Below are 22579 nucleotides of genomic sequence, written 5' to 3'. Positions count from 1 at the left end.
CGCAAATCGGCGTCGAAAATTTAAGGTGAGGTGGAAAACCCTTAATTACTATTTTGAGAACATTTCTCAAGACCGGGGCCATCATGACCGTACTGCATAGCGTGGATTTTTTTCCGACAGGTAAATCACCCGTTGCCATTGAACCGCGATTGCCCCAGGCCGCGTTTCCGGAACATCATCATGATTTTCATGAAATTGTGATTGTTGAACACGGTACGGGGATTCATGTGTTCAATGGTCAGCCGTACACCATCAGCGGCGGCACGGTCTGTTTTGTGCGCGATCATGACCGCCATTTGTATGAACATACCGATAATCTCTGTTTGACCAATGTGCTGTACCGCTCGCCGGATGCGTTCCAGTTCCTTGCCGGGTTGAACCAGTTGCTGCCGCAGGAGCAGGACGGGCATTACCCGTCGCACTGGCGGGTAAGCCAGCACACGCTGGGGCAGGTGCGCGGCATCATTAGCCAGATGGAAGAGATGGGCAGTGAAGTGGCAACGCATGACATTGCCAACCGCGAGATCCTGTTTATGCAGTTGCTGGTGTTATTGCGTAAAAGCAGCCAGCAGGAAGATGCGGGCAACAGCGATGCGCGGCTGAACCAGCTTATGCTGTGGCTGGAAGATCACTTCGCGGAGGACATTTGCTGGGAGTCGCTGGCAGAACAGTTCAGCTTGTCGTTGCGTACGCTGCATCGTCAGCTTAAACAGTCCACCGGCATGACGCCGCAGCGCTATTTAAACCGCCTGCGGTTGATTAAAGCGCGCCATATGTTACGCCACAGCGACGAGAGCGTGACGGATATCGCTTTTCGCTGCGGGTTCGGCGACAGTAACCACTTTTCGACGCTGTTTCGCCGCGAGTTTGACTGGTCACCGCGCGATATCCGCCAGGGGCGCGACACGCTGCTTCAGTAACGAGAAGGTTATCACCGATTTTTAGCCGGGCTTCCGTTAATAATGTCAGGTTGTTCACGGCAGAGGTGGCGTTGTGGCTGGTGAGTTAATTCTTCGTAAAGCAGACTTTTTTCCGCGCGCCGGACAGGCGGTCGTGGTGGCCGATCGCTACCCGCAAAATGTCTTTGCTGAACATACGCATGAGTTCTGCGAACTGGTGATGGTGTGGCGCGGCAATGGGTTGCATGTGCTTAATGACCGGCCTTACCGCATTACGCGCGGCGATCTGTTTTATATCCGCGCCGAAGATCGCCACTCTTACGCCTCGGTTAATGACCTGGTATTGCAGAACATCATCTACTGCCCGGACCGGCTGACGCTGAATCTTGACTGGGCGGCGCATATTCCGGGGCTTAACGGCGCGCCGTCCAACCCGCACTGGCGGATTGGTAGCAGCGGCATGGCACAGGCGCGGCAGGTGATTACGCAACTGGAACATGAGAGCGCGAAGGACGATCCGCTGGCCAATCTGATGGCGGAAACCCTGTTTGCTCAACTGGTGATGACCCTAAAACGCCACCGTTTCGCCACCGATAACCTTGCCGCGACCCACAGCGAAACGCTGCTGGATAAGCTCATCACCGCGCTTTCCGGCAGCCTGAATCGCAGCTTTGTGCTGGAGCATTTTTGTGAACAGGAGCAGTGCAGCGAGCGGGCGCTGCGCCAGCAGTTTCGTACTCAAACCGGGATGACCATCAACCACTATTTGCGCCAGTTGCGCATTTGCCACGCCCAATTTTTGTTGCAGCACTCCGAGCAGATGATCAGTGAAATCGCCATGCAGTGTGGCTTTGAGGACAGTAACTACTTTTCGGTGGTGTTTAGCCGCGAGGTAGGGATGACGCCAGGTCAGTGGCGTCATCGTAGCCGGGTTGCTGCCTGATTAGCTCGCCATGCCGAGGCCGACGATATTGGCCGCGACAATGATCACCACGCAGCCGAGACTCAGCACACTCACCGGTTGCCGTCCGGCATTCTTCCACTCTTTTAGCACCAGACCAACCAGCCCGCCGCACAGCACATAGAAGCTCATATGCAGCATCCAGCTAATGTAGTCATACTGCCCCGGAATGCTGGCGTGACCCCAGGCGTAGAAGAAAAATTGCAGATACCACATCAGGCCACCCAGTGCCGAAAGCAGGATATTGCTGATAAGCAGCCCTTCTGCCAGCGAGAAGTCGGCTTTTAGCGACAGATCTTTCACTTTTGCCAGCCGGATAAAGCAGAAGCTCAGGTTCACCAGCGCACCACCGCCCATGATCACCACGTAGCTTGGCAATGCGGTATAGAGCGGATCGATACCCAGTGCGGCGGCGGCGTCGTGCATCGGTTTGGCGGCGTTCATCGCAAAAGACATCCCGGCAGAGAACACGCCGCACATCACTGCCAGCGCTAACCCTTTTTTCAGGTTGAACTCTTCGGCTTTGATGCCCATTTTGCGCTCTTTCAACTGACCGGCGCGGGTGACAATGCCAACACCAATCAGCGCCACCAGCACACCCAGCAACGTCATCCGCCCGCCTTCGGTGTTGATCAGCACATCGAAGTGGCCGTTGAGGATCGGCGTCATCAATGTTCCGACAATCAGCGTAATACCAATGGCGATGCCAATACCCATCGACATGCCTAAGTAGCGCATGGTCAGGCCATAGTTGATGTTACCGACGCCCCACATTGCGCCGAAAAGAAACACCGGCAGCAGCGTTGAGGCGCTAAACGAACTGAAATAAGCCCAAAAATCAGGCAATAACAGCGCGCTGATAGTCCAGGGAAGGATCAACCACGAGACGATGCCGCCGATTGACCACATCGTTTCCCAGGACCACTTTCTTACCTTTTTAAACGGGGCATAGAAACAGGCTGCACTGGCCGCACCTATCAAATGCCAAAAAATACCCATCGTAATCGCGTTACTCATTTCACAATCCTCTTTGTTTTTATCGCCGGGATACGAGCAGCCGACCCGATGAGTGTAAAAATCGGTCAGAAGATTAACCTTGAGGCGTTTGCCGCGTTGCGTTGCAGGCTGGCAATGAGCACGTGATGAGGGTGAGCGGCTTCACAATTTCAATAACATAACCAAAAGTTATAACCTTATTAAAACTACGGCATTGATAAACATTTTCAATATCATTTAATTAACTATAATGAACCAACTGCTTACGCGGCGTTAACACAATAGCCGCTTACCCTTAATGGAGATGAATATGAGCTATACACTGCCCGCTCTGCCGTATGCATACGATGCCCTCGAACCGCATTTCGACAAGCAGACGATGGAAATCCATCACACTAAACATCACCAGACTTACGTGAACAACGCAAACGCCGCGCTGGAAAGCCTGCCGGAGTTCGCGAGCCTGCCGGTTGAAGAGCTGATCACCAAACTGGACCAGCTGCCAGCCGACAAAAAAACCGTACTGCGTAACAACGCAGGCGGCCACGCTAACCACAGCCTGTTCTGGAAAGGCCTGAAAAAAGGCACCACCCTGCAGGGCGATCTGAAAGCCGCTATCGAGCGTGATTTCGGTTCCGTGGACAATTTCAAAGCTGAATTCGAAAAAGCAGCGGCGACTCGCTTTGGTTCCGGCTGGGCATGGCTGGTGCTGAAAGGAGACAAACTGGCTGTGGTTTCTACCGCTAACCAGGATTCCCCGCTGATGGGTGAAGCGATCTCTGGCGCGTCTGGTTTCCCGATTCTGGGCCTGGATGTGTGGGAACACGCTTACTACCTGAAATTCCAGAACCGCCGCCCGGACTACATTAAAGAGTTCTGGAACGTGGTGAACTGGGACGAAGCTGCTGCGCGTTTCGCTGCGAAAAAATAAGCCGCTTTCGTCCACGCCGTAGAGCGTGAGTCGAAGCCCCGCCAGGCGTTGCCGGCGGGGCTTTTTTATTCCTTTTTGGCTGCCAGAAACTAAAAGGAACGTTGATCCTAAAATAATGAAATAATGTTTTGTTATGGTTGTTTGATCACTTTTCTCGCATCAATCCGGGTCTACCCTCTCTTCATCCGCGCGGCTGTTGTTCCGTTCAACCGGAGTGCCTGCGCCATAAAAATCGAACGGTTTTTACAGGTGAAGATATGCAAATCAAGCGTGCAATAGAAAAAATCCCTGGCGGGATGATGCTGGTTCCATTGTTCATCGGTGCTCTGTGCCACACTTTTGCGCCCGGCGCAGGGAAATACTTCGGTTCATTCACTAACGGCATGATTACCGGCACGGTGCCGATCCTTGCGGTGTGGTTTTTTTGCATGGGCGCGTCGATCAAACTGAGCGCGACCGGTACGGTGCTGCGCAAATCCGGCACGCTGGTGGTGACGAAAATCGTGATCGCCTGGGTGGTGGCGGCTATCGCATCGCGGTTGATTCCGTTCTTCGCTTTCGCGCTTGGCAACACCATCGATTTAAGCGTGATTGCGCAAACCGGGCTGCTGGGGATTTTGCTGGGCGTCGCGGTGATTGTGATAACCGGCATCCCGCTGATTATTGCCGACAAACTGATTGGCGGTGGTGACGGAACTGCGGGTCTGGCGGCTTCCAGTTCGGCTGGCGCTGCGGTGGCAACGCCGGTGCTGATTGCTGAAATGGTGCCGGACTTCAAAGCGATGGCACCGGCGGCGACGGCGCTGGTGGCGACATCGGTGATCGTTACCTCGATCCTGGTGCCGATTTTGACGTCTGTCTGGTCACGAAAAGTGAAAGGGGCGGAAGCGGACATGTCGCTACGCAACACGGTGAAATAACGAAATGAGGCCGACCTTTACAGGTCGGCTTTTGCATTAGCGGATAGCAAAAACGGTGTCGATAATGTTGCACTGATCTTCAGTGAGGGCACCGCCGAAGTTACGGGCGACGGGGGTGCAGTAACCAAACTTGCGCGAGACCACGGTTTTGATGGTGGTAACAAAATCGTCGCCGATGCTGTAGATGGCCATAAATTTGCCGATCTCTTGCTGCACCTGATGCAGGGTTGCCAAATCACTTTGTCGCCACGCCTCCCGCGCTTTAACAAACAGCTCCGGCATCACGTTGTTTAAGCCCGAAATCACGCCAGCGCCGCCCGCCAGCAAAGTAGGAATGAAATACTCGTCGTAACCGCACAACACTGAGAAATCATCGCGCACGTTCCTGGTTGCCAGAATCATATTGCGGGTGTGCGACTGGCAATCAACGGTGTCTTTAATGCCGGCAAAATCGGGGAATTCGGCGGTCAGCGCCGCGACCAGCTCGGGTGTTAAATCACAGCCGGTGCGCGCCGGGAAGTTATAGGCAAACCATTTGCCGCTGATGGCTTTGCCCAGCGCGCGAAAGTAGCTTAAAAGCTGGTTGCTGGTTTGCCCATAGTAATAAGGCGGCAGCACCATCACGGCTTCATAGCCGGTGCGGTAGGCTTCATCAGCCATCCACAGGATGTAGTTAAAACAGGTGGAAGAGACGTTAGCCACCATCGAAATGGGCGACATTCCGCGCGCTTCACGGATCAACATTATTCGTTCATCCAGTGTGAAGGAGGCGAACTCGCCGATACTGCCCATCAGCAATACCACGTCGATTTTCGCCGCCGTCAGGCGGGTAAGATGCTGTTTTAATCCATTGAGATCGATGTTGCCTTCACTGTCCATCGGCGTGATGGAAGGACACCAGACGCCGGAAAAGGGGGTTTTTTGCGTCACGTCACTGCCTCCTCGATTAATGAAATCATGTTTCAAAAGCGTAAGGTAAGTGATAGCACGGCACAGCGGCGCGCATGTGCATGAATGTCTCATTTTTGCAGGTTTGGTCTGAGCTCAATTGTGGTGTAATACCGTGATGAACGAAGCCTGTTGGAGGGAATATGCAACATCCGGTTGAAGTATTTGTAGGAAAAATAAGGGATTATCAGGGCAGCCGACCGAGCGCCATCGCAAAATTGCAGGTTGAAGGCGAACTCACGCTAACCGAAACCGGTATCGCCGGGGACGAGCAGGCGGAGAAAAGTTACCATGGCGGGACAGATCGCGCATTGTGCCACTACCCGCGAGAACACTATGCTCACTGGGCGCAGATGTTTCCGCAGCAGGCGGCCTTATTTTGCGCGCCCGCATTTGGCGAGAATCTTTCCACCAGCGGTCTGACAGAAAAAAACGTCTTTATCGGCGATATTTTTCGCTGGGGCGACGCGCTGATCCAGGTGACGCAACCGCGTTCGCCCTGTTTCAAACTCAATTTCCACTTTGGCATCAGCGACATGTCAACGCAGATGCAGTCCAGCGGCCGTACTGGCTGGCTTTATCGGGTGATTGCGGGCGGCAATGTATCGGCGGAAGCGCCGCTGGAGCTGGTTTCACGTGTGAGCGATGTCAGCGTCTATGACGCGGCGGCGATAGCCTGGTTTCAGCCGTTTGATGATGAGCAATATCATCGCTTGCTGTCGGCCGCCGGGGTGTCGGCGAGCTGGACACGTACGATGCAAAAGCGGCGTTTGAGCGGCAAGATTGAAGATAATTCACGCAGGTTGTTGGGGAATTAAAACGCCCCCTCCGGTGAGCGGAGAGGGCGAGTTATTAAGCGCGTTTATATAACGGCAGCCATATCGTCAGGCGTAACCCGCCGAGCGGGCTGTCGTCTGCTTTTACCCAGCCGCGATGCTGCTGAATAGCGGTTTCGACAATCGCCAGGCCAAGGCCCGTGCCGCCGGACTCGCGATCGCGCGCTTCGTCGGTACGGTAGAACGGGCGGAAAATCTGTTCCCTGTCTTCCGGGCTGACGCCGGGGCCGTCATCGTCCACGTTAATGGTTATGCCGTCTTTATCCACCGCGAAACTGACTTCGATTTTGCTGTGTGAGTAGCGCAGCGCATTGCGCACGATGTTTTCGACCGCACTTTCCAGCGCGCTCGGGTTACCGTACAGCGGCCACGGGCCCGGCGGGAAGTTGACGGTCAGGGATTTACCCATCTGCTCCGCTTCAAACGCTGCGTTATCCAGCACCTCATTCCACATTTGATTGGCTTTCACCGTTTCGCTGACCAGCGCGTTTTTCTGCTGATTGCGCGACATTACCAGCAGATCGTTGATCATGCTGTCCAGCCGCTGCGCTTCGGTTTCAATACGCTCCAGCTCTTTGCTTTCACCGCTGCGGCGACGCAGCAGGGCGGTGCCGAGCTGTAAGCGTGTGAGCGGTGTACGCAGTTCGTGCGAGATGTCGGAAAGCAGGCGCTGCTGCGCGGTCATCATGCGTTCGAGCGCCGTCACCATCTGGTTGAAACTGGCGCCGGCGGCCAGAAACTCCTGCGGCCCGGATTCCAGTTCCGGATGCTGCCGCAAGTTGCCTTGCGCCACTTCATCCGCCGCATTTTTCAACTTACGCGCCGGTTTCGCCAGGCTCCACGCCAGCCACAACAGCAGCGGCGAGCTGATCAGCATGGTGACAATCAGCAACAATAACGGGCGGTCAAACAACAGGTTGATAAAGTCAGATTGCGAACTGCTGGCGGGACGAATCAGATAGAGCTGGTAATTGTCTTCCCCGTCACGCACGGAGAAGGGCCCTACCATTTCGACCCGGCCATATTTTTTCTTCTGCGGATGGTCGGAGTTGTCCGCCTGGCCGATGAAGTTACGGATGATCTGCATCTCGTTGCGTTCGGCGCCAATGACGCGCCCTTCGCTGGTCACCAGCAGCAGACGTTGACCCGGCGGCGCCCATTTGTCGATGGCGCGGAAAAGCCTGCGCCACCACATCAGGTCGTTCGGCGGGTCGTTCGACAGTTCCGCTTCAACATGCTGTTCAATCATCACGCCCTGGCGCTGCTCGCTGTCCAGCAACTCCGTCATCTGACGGGAGTCCAGCTTCGGCACCATCAACACCAGCATCAATACCAGCGCCAGCGTTAACCAGAAAATGGCAAAGATGCGGGCGGTCAAACTTCCTATCATGAAGCGGACACCATCAGATAACCGCGGCCGCGCAGGGTTTTAAACCACGGATGCCCATCTTTACGCTCCGGCAGTTTGCGGCGCAGATTGGAAATGTGCATATCAATAGCGCGGTCGAACGGCGTTAAACGTTTACCCAGCACTTCCTGGCTCAGATGTTCACGCGATACTACCTGACCTAAATGTTGAGCCAGCAAGTACAGCAGGGTGAATTCGGTGCCGGTCAGTTCCAGCGCCTGGCCTTCAAAGCTGGCTTCCTGACGACCCGGATTAAGACTCAGCGCGTCCACTTCAAGGGTAGGCGAGCCGTTATCGGTGCTTTGCTGCTGTTCGCTCCAGTGCGAGCGGCGCAAGATTGCGCGAATACGCGCGACTAATTCACGATCGTTAAACGGTTTTGGCAAATAGTCATCCGCGCCCAGCTCAAGGCCAAGAACGCGATCGAGTTCGCTGCCGCGCGCGGTCAGCATAATGACCGGTGTCTGGTGTGTCTGGCGTAGCTCTTTAAGTGTGTCGATGCCGTTTTTCTTCGGCATCATGACATCAAGCAAAAGCAGGTCGATGCTGTCGTCGAGGAGGTCGAGCGCCTGCTCCCCGTCATGGGCAACGAGCACATTGAAACCTTCCATGTCGAGTAGCTCCTTTAACAAGGAAGTAAGCTCTCGGTCATCATCTACTAAAAGGATTTTATTCATTGTTTAAATACCTCCGAGGCAGAAATTACGTCATCGAGACTTGCTAATCCATGACTTTACGTTGTTTTACACCCCCTGACGCATGTTTGCAGCCTGAATCGTAGACTGATTATCGTTGAATCGTGAGACGAAAAGGTTACTGGAGTAAATGATGCGCATCGTTACCGCTGCCGTCATGGCCTCAACGCTGGCGTTTAGCACCGTTAGCCAGGCTGCTGACGTCGTAACAGGCGATAACTGGCACCCGATTGATGGGTTTGCACAGCGTAGTGTTCAGAGCCATATGTTCGACGGTATTAATTTAACCGAACATCAGCGTCAGCAGATGCGGGATTTAATGAGACAGGCGCGGCACGACCAGCCCCCTGTTAATGTTAGCGAAATGGAGACAATGCATCGCCTTGTCACCGCAGAAAATTTTGATGAAAACGCTGTGCGCGCTCAGGCAGAAAAAATGGCGCAGGAGCAAGTCGCTCGTCAGGTTGAAATGGCGAAAGTCCGCAACCAGATGTACAACCTGCTGACGCCGGAGCAGCAAGCGGTTTTAAACCAGAAACACCAGCAACGGATGACGCAACTGCGCGAAGTGGCGCAGATGCAACAAAGTTCTCCGTCGATGGTTATGAGTAGCAGTAGTACCCGGCATTACCAGTAACAAACCCTGTTTTCCTTGCCATAGACACCATCCCTGTCTTCCCCCACATGATGTGGGGGTTTTTTTGTCAGGTATTTCGGGAAACCCCTTCTAAATCAGTACCCGCTGCAACCGCATTAAGCGGCTACAACGGATTACTGACTTCAACGGCGTAGACAAAACGTAGACAACATTGTCACACCGCGACCCCACCGCCAAGCGGGTTTAACGTCACCGCATGTTGCAGATAATCCGGCGCGAGATGAGCATAAACCATCGTTTGCTGAATGCTCGCATGGCCAAGGATCTGCTGTAACGCGATGATGTTCCCGCCGTTCATCATAAACCAGCTGGCGAACGTGTGCCGTAGCACATGCGTTGCCTGCCCGCGCGGCAAGTCTGGTTTCACCTGCCGCAGCCGTTCGCAGAAGTTTTCATAATCGACTTTGAACAATGGCCCGGTTTCCCGGGTCCTGATCTCCTTTTCCAGCGCTGCCGATATGGGAACCGTGCGGTTTTTCCCGTTTTTGGTTTTCAGGAATGTCACGCGACCGTGAATAATCTGTTCAGCGCGTAGCGTGCTGCCTTCACCCCAGCGCGCGCCGGTACTCAGGCAAAGCAATGCAACGCGGCGCTCGTCGCCGGTGAGCGTGTCAAGCAACTGGCCGATCTCAGGTTTGGTTAGATAGGTCATGGCCGCCGGGGTTTCTTTCAGCGGTTCAAGGCCTTTGAGGGGGTTTTCTTGCCTGAACTCTTCCAGCTTTATCAACGCGCTAAACATGCCGGAAAGGCGGTACATGTCGCGATTGATCGTGGACGCGCTAATGCCGTCCGCCAGGCGTAAGCCGCGATGCTGCGCCAGCGTGCGCTTGCTGAGACGGTTAACCGCTGGATCACCGAGCGCGGTTATCGTTTTCAGCAAATGCCGTTTTTCAATTTCGCCATTTTCCTGCGCCTGCCCGTACAGCAACCACCATGCATCAAGCAATTCGCCTAATGTCCGGCGATCTACGTTCGCGCCCAGCCACTCTTTTTTATCCGCGTTAGCCATCACGTAACGCGCAAAAAGCACGGCCTCGTGTTTCTTCTCAAACCGCCTGCGGATGCGCTTTCCGTTGCGCCCGCGAGGCCAAATGTCTACCTGATATTGACCACCTTCGAGCTTCTTAATCGACATAGCGAAGCCCTCCGGTACTGCTACAGATCGAATGGCTTTCTATCCATTCGATGAATGCGTAATGAAGTGTTAACCAGTCTTGCGGCCTGAGCGGTGAGAAATTTCTCTGCTTTGCCCATCAGGGGAGAGAACCGGTTCAATCTGTCCGGCTTCAGGTATGGTGGTATCAGTCATTAACCAGAGCGTATATTTTGCAAAGCGAGGATGTTGTGTGATTTTCAATAATATCTCGCTGCCGACTCCCTCTCTCCTTCCCATTTCATAGTGTTTTTGCGTGCCTGAAGGAATACCTGTCAATTCAAAGAATTGCGTCCTCGATAAACCTTCTGCATCCCTTATCGCACGAATTTTTTGCCCAATAGCAGTTGACTGGGTCTCATTTGATACCATATGCTTCTCCTTGTTGGGTCTCAATTGATACCATTGAAACAAGCAAACGGCGCGCACAGTACCCCTGAACGAGTTGTAAGCCGCCGAACACCAAAGGAGATTATTGCACATGCAGAGGGAACATCAGGAGAGTTACATTCAGCTTAAACATCCGATTGATGCAGTACCCGCCGCAAAATTTGCAGAAATGATCGGCAAGACGGCCAAGGCTGTGACCAATATGGTTGGCGAAGGAAAGTTGCCGGTCATTCCAATGAAGAACCCGGACGCGCTAACAGGACGCGCAGAAAACTGGGTATACCTGCCGGAGTTCAACCGCGCAATGCGTGACGCTTTCTACAACCGCCCCAAAGAACAGCGCGACGCCTGGCTGCTCTGGATCGGTCTGTGAGGGTTAGCTATGTGCCTTTTATTATCACCTCAGCTTTCCACCGGGCAGCGGGCAACGTTTTACGGACGTCACCGGCTTCACCATCCGGGAAATATCGAAAATAATTATTTAGTCGATATGCAAAAAGGGCTCGTTATTAAAACCGAACGCGGTGAATTTATAATGACGAATAAAAAAATTATCAATAAAGAAATTAAATCTATTTCACACGATGTTGATAGTCAGCAATTAAAAAAGGGGAGATAGGAATGACTATATCTTCTAAGTTAATTAAGTTAGGTCGCCACGCTTATTTATATCGCGGGTTCACAATTCAGGAATGCCCGCGCAATCCTTTCACGCAGAGAGCGTCTTACACTATTTCCAGCGGCGGGAATCACTACGGACGTGATTTCGCGCTTGCCGACGCGATCAGAACCGTTGATAACATTTGCCGGGGTGGCAGCTATGCAAAGTGAATGCCCGTCGATGGCAAGCCTGCTGCGCCACGGCTGCAAAGTGACGCACTTCAAAAACTCACGCGGCTGGATTGAAACGCCAGACGGAAGATTTTTTAAACCCGAACCGACGCGCGTGCAATTTATCAAGGAAAGGAATAAGCCGTTTATTTATGCCGGAAAAATAAAAAAGGGGGCTTTACGCACGCTGCTCGAATTATTTAAAAAGGCGATCTAACCCATTCAGTTTTTAAACATCATTTTTGTATTTCCGTCATTTTTAAATATGACGGCGGTTAAACTCATCTGATTAAGAGGGATGCACCGTGACCGTACTGTCAAAACGCGACCAGCTTAATTTTATTTTGCATAAATTAATTCCGGCCATCGTCGAAGAGGGGATGACCATCAAAACCCGGCACGATGGCGAAGTGACTTTTAAAGCCACCGATCCCGCCGTCATGGAATTTATCGACGCAACCCGCACACGCATCAGCAACCAGTTGCAACGCGCTGCCGCGCCTTCCTCGCCATATGGAGCATGACGACATGCAAATGAGAAATAGCGAAAAGCGGAAATTTCAGGTGGCGAGCCCATCCCTCAGCCGCCTGCCGGAGCGCACACGCAAAGAAGAGCGCCTGCGCTGCGGCGATGTGACTGCCAACTCGCTGGCGCTTCTTGCAACGCATACCAGCGACAGCGCGCTGAACAGCACAGAAGCCGCTGAGCTGCTGCGCGCCACGGCTGAGGCTATCCGCAACGAAGTCAGGGAGCCGATCTGATGGAAATCGCCGTTTTGCTGGCTGGCGTGCTCCTGTGCGGCATCAGCATCGCGCTGATCTGCTGGATGGAAAAACACAGGGGCTGACCATGCCGGACGCCATCGACTTAGTGCAACAACGCGGGCAGGAAGTGCGGGAGCGGCAAATCATCATAGCCCGCCGCCGCCCGGTGGCCGCGTCCCGTGTTATGTGCGAATGCGGCGGCGGTTCCATACCGGCAACGCGCCGCGTAGCGGTTCCCGGTGTTGTCATGTGCGTGACGTGCCAGGGCATTTACGAAGAGTACCGCAAACATTTCAAAGGATGATTTATCAACACGGAACACGTTAAACAACCGCGTTTTTTATTTTGGCCATCGGGGATGACGGCGAAGAGCGCCTGCGCGTGCCGGTGAATGATCCGGGTGCGTAAGCCTGCTTGCTGCATTACATCAGCGTGCAGCGATCTGCCGGCGCGGGCAGAAGAGATGCGCAAAAAAGCCGGGGAAGTGAGCGGCGTGATGGATAACAAGGAGGTTTTTGATGGCCGGATTAACCGAGCTTTTAAACGAAATCGGTGATGAAAATTTGTCGTTTCAGACGCTTCACCAGTCTGTAACTGGTGCCGCGAAAAAACGCAACGGTGACACTGAAGTGAAATTCGTCGCCACCGGCATCAGGCCGGGGGATCTCTATGGCCGCCTGAAAAAAACCGCGGTCATTGTGTGGATGGACGCTGACAAATTCGATGCCGCGCTGCTGAGTCTTCAGAATAAGGCTGATTAGTCGTGACCGCAGTAAATCGCGGGCGTTACGCGCCATCTGATCCGCCGCCGTTTCCGGGTAGTGCGGAAGACGCTACCCGTTACGCTTACGCGTGGAATCAGCCACGGCCAGCGGTAGGGCGGGAAACAGACACCAGGCGTGATGGCTTCGGCTATCTCACCCCCAACGGCACGCGAAAACAGCTCACCTTTGCCGATCTTGCCGAAGAAGACGAAAAGCCCGATCGCTGCAAATTCCTGCGCCGCCGCCTGGCGGCTTTGCCGCAGTACCTCCGCCACCACTATGCCCGCAAGCTGGAAACGCTGGACGCGCGCGATCGCCGGGCTGGCGACCGCTGGCTGATTAACATCTTCGAACGCCACATCCTTTCCCGTATCGACACCGTTAACGAACGTTATTTGCCGGTGGGCGTAACACCCGGCGCACTGCTGCCGGTGCACGAGCAGCTTTTGCGGTTGTTATGGGCGAGGAAAAAAGAGCTAAAACGCCTCGCGTATACGCTTGTCGATATCTTTACCAGCGAGTTTATACGCGAGTCGAATTACCAGCTTTCCCGCACTGGTGACCCGGCGTTCGCTGCGCTTTCCGGTTATGGCCGCATTGCTTCGCTGGCGCGTCATCTGAATACGCCGATCCCCGGATGGTCTGCTTACTGCAAAGAAGAGCTGGAAGCGGAAGACGCATTACGCATTGTGCTGCGTCTTGAGTCGCCCAAATGGTGGCTCAACCGCCTGCGCCGTATTCACGCGCGCTGGCGCGAACATTTGCTGATCGCCGCCGGTTACGTGCAGAAAAAATCCACGCCATATGCCAGCGCGCCGTGCGTCAGCGAGTGGCACGCGCAAAAAAAGGCGAACACCAGATTTTTGCAAGCGATGGAGCTGGAAGACCAGGACACCGGCGAACGCACATCCCTGATCGATAAAGTTGCCGGGAGCGTGGCGAACCCGGCGAACCGCCGCCGGGAACTGATGACCAGAATGCGCGGGTTTGAAGATCTGGCGCAGCTACAAGGGCTGGCTGGTGATTTCTATACGTTAACCGCGCCGTCAAAGTTTCACGCGATGCAGCATGACGGCAAGCGCAACAACAAATACACCGGCGCATCACCACGGAAAACCCAGAAATACCTTTGCAACGTGTGGGCGAAAGTGCGCGCCGCGTGGAAGCGCCACGGCATTCGCGTTTTCGGTTTCCGTGTTGCGGAACCGCACCACGACGCGACACCACACTGGCACTTATTGCTGTTCATGCGCCCCGATCACGTCGGGCTGGCGCGCGCCACTTTCCGCCAGTACGCGCTGGAGGAAGACGGCAACGAGCCGGGCGCAGAAGAGAACCGCTTTAAAGTCGTGCCGATCGACAACGCGCGCGGCGGCGCGACGGGCTACATAGCCAAATACATTGCAAAGAATATCGATGGCTTCGCGCTGGACGATGAGAAGGACGATGAAACCGGCGAAGACCTGAAAGCGATGTCACGCCGCGTCAGCGCCTGGGCTTCACGCTGGGCGATTCGCCAGTTTCAGCAAATCGGCGGCGCGCCGGTCACGGTGTATCGCGAGCTTCGCCGCCTGCGCGATCGCGATCTCACGCTTCACCCGGACATTTCACCGGCCCACGTTGCGGCCGATAGCGGCGACTGGGCCGGGTATATCACGGCGCAGGGCGGACCGCTGGTCACCCGCGACGCGCTGCGCGTGCGCCTGAGTTATGAAACCACGGAAAACGGCAATGACTTCGGCGATGACGTGTCGCGGATCTCCGGCGTCTATTCGCCGCAGGCGGGAAAAGATTCTTTAATTTTTACCCGCACCAGCGCTTACAAAATCGTGCCGAAGCTGAAGGCCGACGACACTGGCGAAAAGTTGGGCTTTTCAGGCGGCAGCGCCGCCCCTCGGAGTTCTGTCAATAACTGTACGCGGCAGGCCGCGCAAGGGTTTGACGGAGATTTACATGCCGACAGCGACGCAGCGGCACCGGCAGAAATAGCGGTGTCAGCTTACGATGGCGCGACGGTGAATGTTGATGCGCTGACGCGCAAAGAGAAGCGGGAAATTGCGCAACGTTTAACCAGTGACGTTAAGCGGAAAAGGGGGAAACGGGGAACGCCGACACCGCCGCCGATATTAGAAGGACGCGAAACGATTATCGCGGAATTGCTGGCGGCCAAAGGGCTGGAGAGCAGCCCGGCGCTGGTGAAATCGGTGATGGCTGGCGCGGCTATCGCCTGCGGTGATCTGGTTTACAGCGTGGTGGACGGGCGCCTGGTTTCATGCCGGCGCGGTGAAGATAAATCACCGGCGTGGGTGATGGCGACAAAGCAGCAGACCAGCAGCCTGATCAGCAGGATGAAGGCTAAATTTCGCAGAACTAAGCCGATATAAGCCGCTCTAAGTCGATATAGCACCTTGAAGACACAACCGAAATCGTTATGAGTTTCGCCGTTTTCTGCTTATAGTGTGCGCGTTTTTGTGTCATAACTAATAAATAATAAGGTTGCTGCTACATACAGCGTGGAATGCTTCGGAGGCTCTCATGACTATTCAAAAGCCAATGAGTCGTATATATGAAAAGATAAGCAATGCTGGTTTTAACCAGGCTTACATAAAAACATTACTACCAGAGTGGTGGGATGATAGCTTGGCTGAAACTCCGGCTGGTAAGCAGTATGCTAGCCTGCATTTAGCTCGTATCTTTAGCCTTGCGCCAGAAAGCCTCAAGGATGATTCAGGTTCTGTTAGTTTCTGTTTCGATGGGCATCATCGTTTTAAGCATCGTGTAGATCTGGGTGAAGATGATCTCACTGTGGCGACTGCTATCGCCTATTCAGCAGCACGAATTGTTTCGAGTAACTTCGGTATAGATTACGATCCTGATGTTGATTTGGATTGGACTTCGGTACGCGCGCAGTTGTTAAAAACATCACCTTACGTGACGCTGCCTGCTTTGGTTAGGTTCTGCCACATGTCAGGTATTCCTGTCGTCTACATTAAGAACTTCCCGCAGAAAGCCTGCAAAATGGCAGGCATGGCGCTTATGTGTGCCGGTCGTCCGGTCATTATTCTTACCCAGGCTAAAAAATACGGTTTTATGTTTTTCGACCTTGCCCATGAACTGGGGCACATAGCAAAAGGGCATCTGAAGGCCAGCGCCGAAGGTGTGTTTGTTGACAGGAAAATTGATTCTGGAGCCACGACTGATCTTGAAGGAGAAGCTAACAGCTACGCCTTTGGTTTGATGGCAGGAAAAGAATCTTTGAGGATTGTGCCAAAAGGGCGGTATTTGACTGCTGAACGTCTTGCCCGTGCTGCAAAAGCCTATGGTGAAGAGAATTCCATAGACCCGACACATGTTGTTTTGAACTATGGATTTAGCCTGAAACATTGGGGTGTTGCAACGAATGCCCTTAAGTACCTTTGCAAGGGCAATCCAGTGGATCAAGAAATCGTTCAAAGGCTGCTTATGGAAGATATCGATCTGGATTCCATTAATGATGATGATTTGGAGTTACTGACTGCACTCTGTGGGGCATAAGTAGTGATCGTTTTATCAGACAATGATGTCATTTTGAAACTTGCGCAGTGTGATTTGCTTAAGCATCTGCCTGAAATACTTGATGAAAATGAGCACGATATTTTTGTTAGCCCCTCCGCACGGTTTAAGTTGTTATCCCCTCGTAAACCTGAAAAAGCGTTGAAGCTATGTGGTAATGATACGGTTTACAGAAAAGTCTCTGACTTCCTTGATCGTGTGCAGGAAATACCAGAGGTCACAAATGAGCAATTATTCAACGAACTTGGGAAAGTTCCTCACATTGATATTGGTGAGCAATTGCTTTTAGCCTCCTGTATGGAAAACCCAGGCTCCCTCTTCATGACTGGAGATAAGCGTTGTTTGCAGGCTGTAATGGACAACCAAACTATCATTGCAACAGTGCATTCTCGCTTGATTAATAGTGTCGTGACTTTTGAAAGCGCTTTGCTTTTATCTGTAAGAATGTTGGGTTTTGATGCAGTTTATAAGCAACTACAGGAAAATCCGAAACCAGATTCAATGTTGAAACTTGCGATGCGTTCAGCACAGCACGATGATGTTTGTGGGTGTCTACTTTCATTCACCAGGCCTGTTTATGACTATCTGGCTTTCAAAGACAGGCTTCCGGTTCGGGCAGCATACATGTGATCCAATCTCTTAGGCTGTTCCTGTCAATTGAGCGGCTTTTCTTCCCCTCATCTCCCCTGCTTTAGTTGCACAATAGTGCTCAAATTTGCACAATTTTTTTGAAACTGTTTTTGCCTGATAAGCCCAGATGTGGTGTGGCCAGCCGTGTTCTGCAAGTTTGCACAAAAAAGCGGGACTTCTGCGTATGGGCTACGACCGCTCACGCGCATTAGCCTCCCCCCTCCGGGCCGATATTCAGCATCGCATATTTATTAAAGCGCACCACATCGATCCCCAGCCAGGTGTTTAACTCCTTCAGCGTTTCCATAACAAACGACATTTCATTGATGAAAAATACTTTCGCGGCCTTCTCCGAGTCGCCGAACCCGCCGACATTACATGGCATGACGGCCTACAGCACCGGCGGGATGCGGTCAGCAGCCAGCAGGTCAATGTCGCGCACTCACATGGCATCTTCTCCGGCTTTCCGACCTGGCGAGGATACTGCACAAGCGTGCGAACGCGCGCCCGTTCCCACTCAGAGCGACGTCGCCAGCGATAGATCGGGTTGATGCCCACCCCGATTTTTTCGAAATCTGAATGACGCTATCTACCTGATTTTGCGCGGATACTGAGGTCTCCGACGATATTCCTGGCGGCAGACTAACGCGCCCGCAGGTACAACCATCCCGGCTGTGATTGTGGCACGCCTCTGACAAAAGCAACGCTTTGCGCCGGGCGGCCATCGGGGGGGATGATAAGCCAACTGGTTAATATCAACCGCTTATCACCGGCGCTTTGTCACATGCCAGTGATGAATTTTTCCGCGTGGCGGTCGGGACGCAACAAAATGCCCCCTCGACCAGATTGGCGCGCGTAACTGAGGCGGTGTGAGACGTAAATAAAGGGATTTCGGCTGCAACTGAATTACAGGCAGGAGCGTTGGTTTATCTGCCTGATATCCGGCCGCCAGCGCAGCGAGAGATTGTGCAACTGTGGGACTCAGCGCGATATGAACAATTCAAACAGCGAGAAAAATACAGTGAAATGGATCGCTACCCATCTGCCCATTATTTATGCGGTTTTGGCCGCTGTCAGCCTCTCTTCGCTGATGAGCCTTTATGACGGCCAGCCAGTTGTGAAGACCGTCACGGGCGCACTGGCCTGCGGCGTCATGACGGCGGTTCTGGCCACGTCTCTGGATTTCTTTGGCCTGCCGATCACCTCCGCAACACTCGTTGGCGCATCCGTAGGATTTATGGGCGCGGAAAAAATTCGGGACAAAATTACCAGTTTCGTCGATAGCCGGAATCGGAGAGTAAAAAGTGGGGAATAACTTTTCATTCAGCCAGCGCAGCGATAGCAACCTGCGCGGCGTGCACCCCGATCTGGCGCGGCTGGCGCGGGCAGCGCTGCAGCTTTCGCCGGTCGATTTTGGCGTGACCGAAGGGCTGCGAACCCTGGCGCGTCAAAAGCAACTGGTAGCCAGCGGCGCAAGCCAGACCATGAAAAGCAGGCATATCACTGGTCATGCGATCGACGTGTTTGCATACCCGACAAACGCTGGCTCCTGGGAGTGGAAATACTATGAGGCGATCGCCGCCGCCTTTAAGCAGGCAAGCGAAGCAATGGGCATCCCGGTCGAGTGGGGCGGCGACTGGCAGACGCTAAAAGACGGCCCGCACTTTCAGTTGCCACACGCGAGTTACCCGGCCTGATGGTGTCGTTTATCGGTCAATACTGGCTGAAGGTCATCACGGTGCTGATAAGTATCGCGCTGTTCTGGGCGGGAGATCACCACGGGGCAATGCAGGCAAATAACGCCTGGCGGATAAAGTGGGCGCAGCGCGATCGGGATGACGCAAACGCGCTGGCGCAACGGCAGGCGCAGGAAAGAGCAGAAGAGCACCGGCGACAGCGCGCAGCCGATGCGGAAAGGAAACGAGCCGATGAGGAACGGGCAAGTGCGCAGGCCGATGCTGATGCTGCTAAGCGTGCTGGCGACAAGCTGCACAAATCAGTCGCCGAACTTCGAAACAGCCTCGCCAGAAGTGAAACCGGCAAACTATCCGCACTTGCAGCAGAACGCGCGGCAAGGGAAAAGGCCGGCATATTGCTTGCCGACTTGCTCCGCGAATCTGACGCGGCAGCGGGAGAGTATGCAAAAGAGGCTGACCGGGCTTACACCGCCGGGCGCAGTTGTGAACGGACATATGACGCAGTGACCGGCGTGAAGACGGTCAAAAAGTGAGGAAACATCATGGAAAAAGCACAAATCAGTAAAGTAGTAAAAGACACCTACGTTGTAACCGCCGGGCCAAGCGCGACACGCTTTCTCGACTATCAGGAAGCGATGGATAACCTGCCGCTGCTTATTAAAAACTTCGGTTTCCCGGCAGGGGTAAGCAAAGAAACGGTGTATATGATCCTGGAAACAATTGAATAACCAGTGCAGCGGGCATTCGCAGAGTGCCCGCGACAGTGCGTATTCATTAAGGAACCGGCACATCGTAAACGCCGGTTTACTGTGCTTGGCGGCCGGCAAAAGCGGATTTAAGGCCCTGATCGACAGCGGGAACTGGACGATTACGCGTGGCGTTCATTATATGGGCAGCAGCGGGTTTACCACATCGCCAGCGCCGGAAGTGAAGAGCGCCGACGGGGCGGCAGAAAGTGACGATTCAACAGCGTAGACGTTATACTTGCGGCGATATTAACCCGCAAGAAAGGAGGCGCACGTATGGCATTACGCTGCCCTCGTTGCCGCGCAGCGGCAAAGACCCGAACCAGCACCGAACTAAGCCCATTAGTGCGGCGCAGCTATCACCAGTGCCAGAATCTGACGTGCGGTTACTGCTTCACAAGCATGACCCATATTGATGGCCCGCTAAATGAAGTCAGAACCGTACCCGGCGCGATGGTTCCGGATGTTTTCCCGCGAAGTCACAAGGGGGACGATCAGATATCGTTAGTGCTATAAAAATAACCCGCCTTTCGGCGGGTTTTTTATTTATCGAAACTTTTTCACCTGCTATGTTTTACGCCGGTTAAATAACTATTTCTATGGAGAGAAATAAAATGGCGTTAATTCATTGCCCGGAATGTGGAAAAGAAGTCAGTGATTCCGCATTAAAATGTCCATCCTGCGGGCAGCAAATAAGAAAACCGAAACGAACATTATTCGGGAAAGCGGTAAAATGGATATTTATTATATTCAACATATTTATGATTTATTGCCTATTTGCCGGTGCGGGTGGGAGTGGTGAAGTGATCGATGCCGCAACGACAGAAGCGGAACGTGCAGGCGCGACGATTGGCGCGGGCATCGGCGTGATGCTCCTGGGGGTGATATGGGTTATCGGCGATATTATTATCGGCATGATTGTTTTTCTGACCAGACCGAAAGCATAAGGAATACATTATGAATAAAATAATTATATTCATGGTGTTTTTGTTTTCGGCTTTTTCGGAAATATATGCTGCGGATAATATTGATAAGGAAGGTCTGACAACGTGCCAGTCTGAAACAAACAGTGACAGGCGTCTGGCTTGTTACGATAGAATTATGCCACCTGCGGCAACTGCTCATAATAAAACAGCGGAAGGCGCCGGAAAATGGCAGATAGATTCAGAACTATCACCGGTCGATGATTCAAAAAACGTCACTCTCAGCTTGTCTGCTAATCAGCCAATTCGCTCACAATTTGGCGAGACGGTTACACCGGGTTTGTATGTTATATGCCGGGAGAATAAAACCGAGCTATTTATCAATTGGGGCGTATATCTCGGTATGGGGGATACAGAGGTACTGTACAGGTTGGATAAAGCGAAAGCACAAACCAATTCATGGGGGATCTCTGCTGACAACAAGGCAGCCTTTTACCGGGGCAACACGATCGAGCTTGCCAAAGAGCTCGCAACATCTACCCGCTTATTTCTTCAGGTCACTCCATATGGTGAAAACACGGTGAGCGCAACGTTTGATCTTGCCGGTCTGCCGCAAGCCATTAAGCCGCTTCAGGAAGCCTGCGGCTGGAAATAATTTGCGCAGATTTTTAAACAGACCACCGGGCAGATGCCCGGCCGCTTTGTCGACATGTAGTCAACAGGTAGACAGCTTTTGCAATAAATCCATTTATTACAGTTGATTAAAGAGATAGTTTTTTCCCCATCCCTGTCTTCCCCCACATGATGTGGGGGTTTTTGCCCGCAATTCCACTGCTTAATTTTCCCATTGCTGTTGCCTGCCTTTCGTTATAATCCCTGCTGGATCCAGGCAGGAGCGTTTATGAATCAATCCTATGGGCGTTTGGTTACCCGGGCAGCAGTTGCGGCGACCGCCATGGCGTCGTCACTGTTGATAATTAAAATATTCGCGTGGTGGTTTACCGGTTCGGTCAGTATTTTGGCGGCACTGGTTGATTCGCTGGTGGATATTGCCGCGTCGCTAACCAACTTGTTAGTGGTACGCTATTCGCTGCAACCCGCCGATGAAGAACATACCTTCGGCCACGGAAAGGCGGAATCGCTGGCGGCGCTGGCACAAAGTATGTTTATTTCTGGTTCGGCGTTGTTCCTGTTTTTGACCGGTATTCAGCACCTTGCTAAACCTGAACCGCTTCGTGATGCTGGCATTGGTATTACGGTCACGCTGATCGCGCTGTTTAGTACTGTGATCCTTGTCACTTTTCAGCGCTGGGTCGTGCGGAAAACCCACAGCCAGGCGGTGCGGGCGGATATGCTTCATTATCAGTCTGATGTTATGATGAACGGCGCAATTCTCATCGCGCTGGGTCTCTCCTGGTATGGATGGCATCGTGCAGATGCATTGTTTGCGCTGGGTATTGGCAGCTATATTTTGTATAGCGCGTTACACATGGGGTATGACGCCGTTCAGGCATTGCTGGACAGAGCCTTACCCGACGAAGAGCGACAGGAAATTTTCACCATTGTCACCTCCTGGCCGGGCGTCAGCGGCGCTCACGATCTTCGCACGCGGCAGTCAGGGCCGACCCGCTTTATTCAAATACATCTGGAAATGGAAGATAACCTGCCACTCGTTCAGGCGCATCTTATTGCTGAGCAGGTAGAACAGGCGATTCTGCAACGTTTCCCGGGTTCTGATGTGATAATCCATCAGGATCCTTGTTCGGTAGTACCTCAAGGACGATAAGCACGTAGAGGCTTTCGTATTTCGTTGTAAAAAAGTGAGCCAGACCAACTTTTTGTGTATAAATTACCGCCATTTGGTCTGACCTGAATC

The 22579-nt window shown here is 53.2% G+C and carries 32 protein-coding genes; 25 read left to right on the top strand and 7 right to left on the bottom strand.

The annotated features are described in order from the left end of the window. Positions 1-83 precede the first annotated feature (83 nt). Positions 84-920: an HTH-type transcriptional activator RhaS gene (gene rhaS / locus AAIG26_RS21210; RefSeq protein ID WP_160271433.1), complete on the top strand. Its 837-nt coding sequence runs from the start codon at positions 84-86 to the stop codon at positions 918-920. Positions 921-993: 73 nt separating this feature from the next. Continuing rightward, positions 994-1842: an HTH-type transcriptional activator RhaR gene (gene rhaR / locus AAIG26_RS21205; RefSeq protein WP_269232574.1), complete on the top strand. Its 849-nt coding sequence runs from the start codon at positions 994-996 to the stop codon at positions 1840-1842. On the opposite strand, the gene rhaT is transcribed toward rhaR, so the two are convergent. Further along, positions 1843-2877, bottom strand: a complete 1035-nt coding sequence (gene rhaT / locus AAIG26_RS21200; RefSeq protein WP_343181405.1) for an L-rhamnose/proton symporter RhaT — start codon at positions 2875-2877, stop codon at positions 1843-1845. Positions 2878-3166: 289 nt separating this feature from the next. Between rhaT and sodA the strand changes: the two genes are divergently transcribed. Then, positions 3167-3787, top strand: a complete 621-nt coding sequence (gene sodA, locus AAIG26_RS21195) for a superoxide dismutase [Mn] (protein WP_020455923.1) — start codon at positions 3167-3169, stop codon at positions 3785-3787. Positions 3788-4044: 257 nt separating this feature from the next. Beyond that, positions 4045-4707 carry a 2-keto-3-deoxygluconate permease gene (locus tag AAIG26_RS21190; protein ID WP_343181404.1) on the top strand — a complete coding sequence of 221 codons (663 nt, stop codon included), beginning with the start codon at positions 4045-4047 and terminating at the stop codon, positions 4705-4707. Between the two features lie 36 nt (positions 4708-4743). Here the strand turns inward: AAIG26_RS21190 and AAIG26_RS21185 are convergent, their stop codons facing one another. Then, the gene (locus tag AAIG26_RS21185) at positions 4744-5637 is read right to left on the bottom strand and encodes a dihydrodipicolinate synthase family protein (RefSeq protein WP_343181403.1); all 894 of its coding nucleotides are present in this window, start codon (positions 5635-5637) and stop codon (positions 4744-4746) included. Positions 5638-5798: 161 nt separating this feature from the next. Here AAIG26_RS21185 and yiiM point away from each other — a divergent pair, with 161 nt between their 5' ends. Then, positions 5799-6473, top strand: a complete 675-nt coding sequence (gene yiiM, locus AAIG26_RS21180) for a 6-hydroxyaminopurine reductase (protein ID WP_343181402.1) — start codon at positions 5799-5801, stop codon at positions 6471-6473. Positions 6474-6507: 34 nt separating this feature from the next. On the opposite strand, the gene cpxA is transcribed toward yiiM, so the two are convergent. Together cpxA and cpxR are read right to left on the bottom strand one after the other, a co-directional pair. Beyond that, positions 6508-7881 (bottom strand): envelope stress sensor histidine kinase CpxA, encoded by a 1374-nt coding sequence (gene cpxA / locus AAIG26_RS21175; protein ID WP_045512355.1) that lies wholly within the window; start codon positions 7879-7881, stop codon positions 6508-6510. Further along, positions 7878-8576 carry an envelope stress response regulator transcription factor CpxR gene (gene cpxR, locus AAIG26_RS21170; RefSeq protein WP_044489537.1) on the bottom strand — a complete coding sequence of 233 codons (699 nt, stop codon included), beginning with the start codon at positions 8574-8576 and terminating at the stop codon, positions 7878-7880. The genes cpxA and cpxR overlap by 4 nt, the downstream gene beginning before the upstream one ends. Positions 8577-8727: 151 nt before the next feature. Here cpxR and cpxP point away from each other — a divergent pair, with 151 nt between their 5' ends. Continuing rightward, positions 8728-9231 (top strand): cell-envelope stress modulator CpxP, encoded by a 504-nt coding sequence (gene cpxP / locus AAIG26_RS21165; protein WP_020455929.1) that lies wholly within the window; start codon positions 8728-8730, stop codon positions 9229-9231. A 175-nt stretch (positions 9232-9406) separates the two neighbouring features. Here the strand turns inward: cpxP and AAIG26_RS21160 are convergent, their stop codons facing one another. Both AAIG26_RS21160 and AAIG26_RS21155 read right to left on the bottom strand, forming a co-directional pair. Continuing rightward, a complete protein-coding gene (locus AAIG26_RS21160) occupies positions 9407-10387 on the bottom strand; it encodes a tyrosine-type recombinase/integrase (protein ID WP_343181401.1) in 981 nt (326 codons plus the stop codon). Between the two features lie 69 nt (positions 10388-10456). Further along, positions 10457-10777, bottom strand: a complete 321-nt coding sequence (locus tag AAIG26_RS21155; protein WP_020455931.1) for a transcriptional regulator — start codon at positions 10775-10777, stop codon at positions 10457-10459. A 109-nt stretch (positions 10778-10886) separates the two neighbouring features. Here AAIG26_RS21155 and AAIG26_RS21150 point away from each other — a divergent pair, with 109 nt between their 5' ends. The 11 genes from AAIG26_RS21150 (at position 10887) to AAIG26_RS21100 (ending at position 17337) form a co-directional block, all read left to right on the top strand. Then, a complete protein-coding gene (locus AAIG26_RS21150; protein WP_020455932.1) occupies positions 10887-11168 on the top strand; it encodes a Cox family DNA-binding protein in 282 nt (93 codons plus the stop codon). 9 nt (positions 11169-11177) lie between these two features. Beyond that, complete coding sequence (locus tag AAIG26_RS21145; protein WP_343181400.1) at positions 11178-11414, top strand: hypothetical protein; 237 nt, start codon at positions 11178-11180, stop codon at positions 11412-11414. Between the two features lie 2 nt (positions 11415-11416). Beyond that, positions 11417-11626 carry a DUF4761 family protein gene (locus tag AAIG26_RS21140; protein WP_233500432.1) on the top strand — a complete coding sequence of 70 codons (210 nt, stop codon included), beginning with the start codon at positions 11417-11419 and terminating at the stop codon, positions 11624-11626. Then, positions 11616-11843: a phage filamentation protein Fil family protein gene (locus AAIG26_RS21135; RefSeq protein ID WP_045512346.1), complete on the top strand. Its 228-nt coding sequence runs from the start codon at positions 11616-11618 to the stop codon at positions 11841-11843. The genes AAIG26_RS21140 and AAIG26_RS21135 overlap by 11 nt, the downstream gene beginning before the upstream one ends. Before the next feature lie 88 nt (positions 11844-11931). Then, positions 11932-12150, top strand: a complete 219-nt coding sequence (locus AAIG26_RS21130; protein ID WP_020455935.1) for a hypothetical protein — start codon at positions 11932-11934, stop codon at positions 12148-12150. Next, the gene (locus AAIG26_RS21125; RefSeq protein WP_343181399.1) at positions 12140-12388 is read left to right on the top strand and encodes a DUF2732 family protein; all 249 of its coding nucleotides are present in this window, start codon (positions 12140-12142) and stop codon (positions 12386-12388) included. The genes AAIG26_RS21130 and AAIG26_RS21125 overlap by 11 nt, the downstream gene beginning before the upstream one ends. A gap of 88 nt (positions 12389-12476) precedes the next feature. After that, a complete protein-coding gene (locus tag AAIG26_RS21120; protein WP_160271554.1) occupies positions 12477-12695 on the top strand; it encodes a TraR/DksA C4-type zinc finger protein in 219 nt (72 codons plus the stop codon). Between the two features lie 214 nt (positions 12696-12909). Then, on the top strand, positions 12910-13152 hold the full coding sequence (locus AAIG26_RS21115; RefSeq protein ID WP_343181398.1) for a hypothetical protein: 243 nt from the start codon (positions 12910-12912) through the stop codon (positions 13150-13152). Between the two features lie 2 nt (positions 13153-13154). Then, a complete protein-coding gene (locus AAIG26_RS21110) occupies positions 13155-15539 on the top strand; it encodes a replication endonuclease (protein WP_343181397.1) in 2385 nt (794 codons plus the stop codon). Between the two features lie 151 nt (positions 15540-15690). Next, the gene (locus tag AAIG26_RS21105) at positions 15691-16689 is read left to right on the top strand and encodes a hypothetical protein (protein WP_313627844.1); all 999 of its coding nucleotides are present in this window, start codon (positions 15691-15693) and stop codon (positions 16687-16689) included. 3 nt (positions 16690-16692) lie between these two features. After that, positions 16693-17337 carry a hypothetical protein gene (locus AAIG26_RS21100; protein WP_313627842.1) on the top strand — a complete coding sequence of 215 codons (645 nt, stop codon included), beginning with the start codon at positions 16693-16695 and terminating at the stop codon, positions 17335-17337. A gap of 208 nt (positions 17338-17545) precedes the next feature. Here AAIG26_RS21100 and AAIG26_RS21095 read toward each other — a convergent pair whose 3' ends face one another. Continuing rightward, positions 17546-17722, bottom strand: a complete 177-nt coding sequence (locus AAIG26_RS21095; protein WP_313627841.1) for a hypothetical protein — start codon at positions 17720-17722, stop codon at positions 17546-17548. Positions 17723-18328: 606 nt separating this feature from the next. Here AAIG26_RS21095 and AAIG26_RS21090 point away from each other — a divergent pair. From AAIG26_RS21090 to fieF, 8 genes are all read left to right on the top strand, one after another. Further along, positions 18329-18652: a phage holin family protein gene (locus AAIG26_RS21090; RefSeq protein ID WP_343181396.1), complete on the top strand. Its 324-nt coding sequence runs from the start codon at positions 18329-18331 to the stop codon at positions 18650-18652. Then, entirely contained in the window at positions 18642-19034 is a 393-nt protein-coding gene (locus tag AAIG26_RS21085) for a M15 family metallopeptidase (RefSeq protein ID WP_343181395.1), read from the top strand. The genes AAIG26_RS21090 and AAIG26_RS21085 overlap by 11 nt, the downstream gene beginning before the upstream one ends. Further along, on the top strand, positions 19034-19567 hold the full coding sequence (locus AAIG26_RS21080; protein ID WP_343181394.1) for a DUF2514 family protein: 534 nt from the start codon (positions 19034-19036) through the stop codon (positions 19565-19567). The genes AAIG26_RS21085 and AAIG26_RS21080 overlap by 1 nt, the downstream gene beginning before the upstream one ends. A gap of 9 nt (positions 19568-19576) precedes the next feature. Beyond that, on the top strand, positions 19577-19762 hold the full coding sequence (locus AAIG26_RS21075) for a hypothetical protein (protein ID WP_020455942.1): 186 nt from the start codon (positions 19577-19579) through the stop codon (positions 19760-19762). A 294-nt stretch (positions 19763-20056) separates the two neighbouring features. Next, positions 20057-20296, top strand: coding sequence for an ogr/Delta-like zinc finger family protein (locus AAIG26_RS21070; RefSeq protein WP_343181393.1), 240 nt, complete (start codon positions 20057-20059; stop codon positions 20294-20296). Between the two features lie 98 nt (positions 20297-20394). After that, the gene (locus AAIG26_RS21065) at positions 20395-20727 is read left to right on the top strand and encodes a zinc ribbon domain-containing protein (RefSeq protein WP_044489538.1); all 333 of its coding nucleotides are present in this window, start codon (positions 20395-20397) and stop codon (positions 20725-20727) included. 10 nt (positions 20728-20737) lie between these two features. Beyond that, complete coding sequence (locus AAIG26_RS21060; protein WP_343181392.1) at positions 20738-21358, top strand: type VI secretion system-associated protein TagO; 621 nt, start codon at positions 20738-20740, stop codon at positions 21356-21358. Positions 21359-21604: 246 nt separating this feature from the next. Next, the gene (gene fieF, locus AAIG26_RS21055; RefSeq protein WP_343181391.1) at positions 21605-22489 is read left to right on the top strand and encodes a CDF family cation-efflux transporter FieF; all 885 of its coding nucleotides are present in this window, start codon (positions 21605-21607) and stop codon (positions 22487-22489) included. Positions 22490-22579: the final 90 nt, after the last annotated feature.

The sequence above is a fragment of the Kosakonia sp. PSU_27 genome, assembly GCF_039409795.1.
GTDB lineage: Bacteria > Pseudomonadota > Gammaproteobacteria > Enterobacterales > Enterobacteriaceae > Kosakonia.
This window is presented reverse-complemented; position numbering and strand designations above follow the sequence as displayed.

Bases quoted from the DNA above. Each gene is read 5' to 3' on its own strand.
- fieF (WP_343181391.1), top strand. From the start codon at position 21,605: ATGAATCAATCCTATGGGCGTTTGGTTACCCGGGCAGCAGTTGCGGCG.
- rhaT (WP_343181405.1), bottom strand. From the start codon at position 2,877: ATGAGTAACGCGATTACGATGGGTATTTTTTGGCATTTGATAGGTGCG.
- AAIG26_RS21120 (WP_160271554.1), top strand. From the start codon at position 12,477: ATGCCGGACGCCATCGACTTAGTGCAACAACGCGGGCAGGAAGTGCGG.
- AAIG26_RS21090 (WP_343181396.1), top strand. From the start codon at position 18,329: ATGAACAATTCAAACAGCGAGAAAAATACAGTGAAATGGATCGCTACC.
- AAIG26_RS21190 (WP_343181404.1), top strand. From the start codon at position 4,045: ATGCAAATCAAGCGTGCAATAGAAAAAATCCCTGGCGGGATGATGCTG.
- AAIG26_RS21060 (WP_343181392.1), top strand. From the start codon at position 20,738: ATGAATAAAATAATTATATTCATGGTGTTTTTGTTTTCGGCTTTTTCG.
- AAIG26_RS21095 (WP_313627841.1), bottom strand. From the start codon at position 17,722: ATGCCATGTAATGTCGGCGGGTTCGGCGACTCGGAGAAGGCCGCGAAA.
- AAIG26_RS21155 (WP_020455931.1), bottom strand. From the start codon at position 10,777: ATGGTATCAAATGAGACCCAGTCAACTGCTATTGGGCAAAAAATTCGT.
- AAIG26_RS21065 (WP_044489538.1), top strand. From the start codon at position 20,395: ATGGCGTTAATTCATTGCCCGGAATGTGGAAAAGAAGTCAGTGATTCC.
- AAIG26_RS21135 (WP_045512346.1), top strand. From the start codon at position 11,616: ATGCAAAGTGAATGCCCGTCGATGGCAAGCCTGCTGCGCCACGGCTGC.
- rhaS (WP_160271433.1), top strand. From the start codon at position 84: ATGACCGTACTGCATAGCGTGGATTTTTTTCCGACAGGTAAATCACCC.
- AAIG26_RS21140 (WP_233500432.1), top strand. From the start codon at position 11,417: ATGACTATATCTTCTAAGTTAATTAAGTTAGGTCGCCACGCTTATTTA.
- cpxA (WP_045512355.1), bottom strand. From the start codon at position 7,881: ATGATAGGAAGTTTGACCGCCCGCATCTTTGCCATTTTCTGGTTAACG.
- AAIG26_RS21105 (WP_313627844.1), top strand. From the start codon at position 15,691: ATGACTATTCAAAAGCCAATGAGTCGTATATATGAAAAGATAAGCAAT.
- cpxR (WP_044489537.1), bottom strand. From the start codon at position 8,576: ATGAATAAAATCCTTTTAGTAGATGATGACCGAGAGCTTACTTCCTTG.
- AAIG26_RS21080 (WP_343181394.1), top strand. From the start codon at position 19,034: ATGGTGTCGTTTATCGGTCAATACTGGCTGAAGGTCATCACGGTGCTG.
- AAIG26_RS21075 (WP_020455942.1), top strand. From the start codon at position 19,577: ATGGAAAAAGCACAAATCAGTAAAGTAGTAAAAGACACCTACGTTGTA.
- sodA (WP_020455923.1), top strand. From the start codon at position 3,167: ATGAGCTATACACTGCCCGCTCTGCCGTATGCATACGATGCCCTCGAA.
- AAIG26_RS21125 (WP_343181399.1), top strand. From the start codon at position 12,140: ATGGAGCATGACGACATGCAAATGAGAAATAGCGAAAAGCGGAAATTT.
- AAIG26_RS21160 (WP_343181401.1), bottom strand. From the start codon at position 10,387: ATGTCGATTAAGAAGCTCGAAGGTGGTCAATATCAGGTAGACATTTGG.
- AAIG26_RS21150 (WP_020455932.1), top strand. From the start codon at position 10,887: ATGCAGAGGGAACATCAGGAGAGTTACATTCAGCTTAAACATCCGATT.
- AAIG26_RS21115 (WP_343181398.1), top strand. From the start codon at position 12,910: ATGGCCGGATTAACCGAGCTTTTAAACGAAATCGGTGATGAAAATTTG.
- AAIG26_RS21145 (WP_343181400.1), top strand. From the start codon at position 11,178: ATGTGCCTTTTATTATCACCTCAGCTTTCCACCGGGCAGCGGGCAACG.
- cpxP (WP_020455929.1), top strand. From the start codon at position 8,728: ATGCGCATCGTTACCGCTGCCGTCATGGCCTCAACGCTGGCGTTTAGC.
- AAIG26_RS21070 (WP_343181393.1), top strand. From the start codon at position 20,057: ATGGCATTACGCTGCCCTCGTTGCCGCGCAGCGGCAAAGACCCGAACC.
- yiiM (WP_343181402.1), top strand. From the start codon at position 5,799: ATGCAACATCCGGTTGAAGTATTTGTAGGAAAAATAAGGGATTATCAG.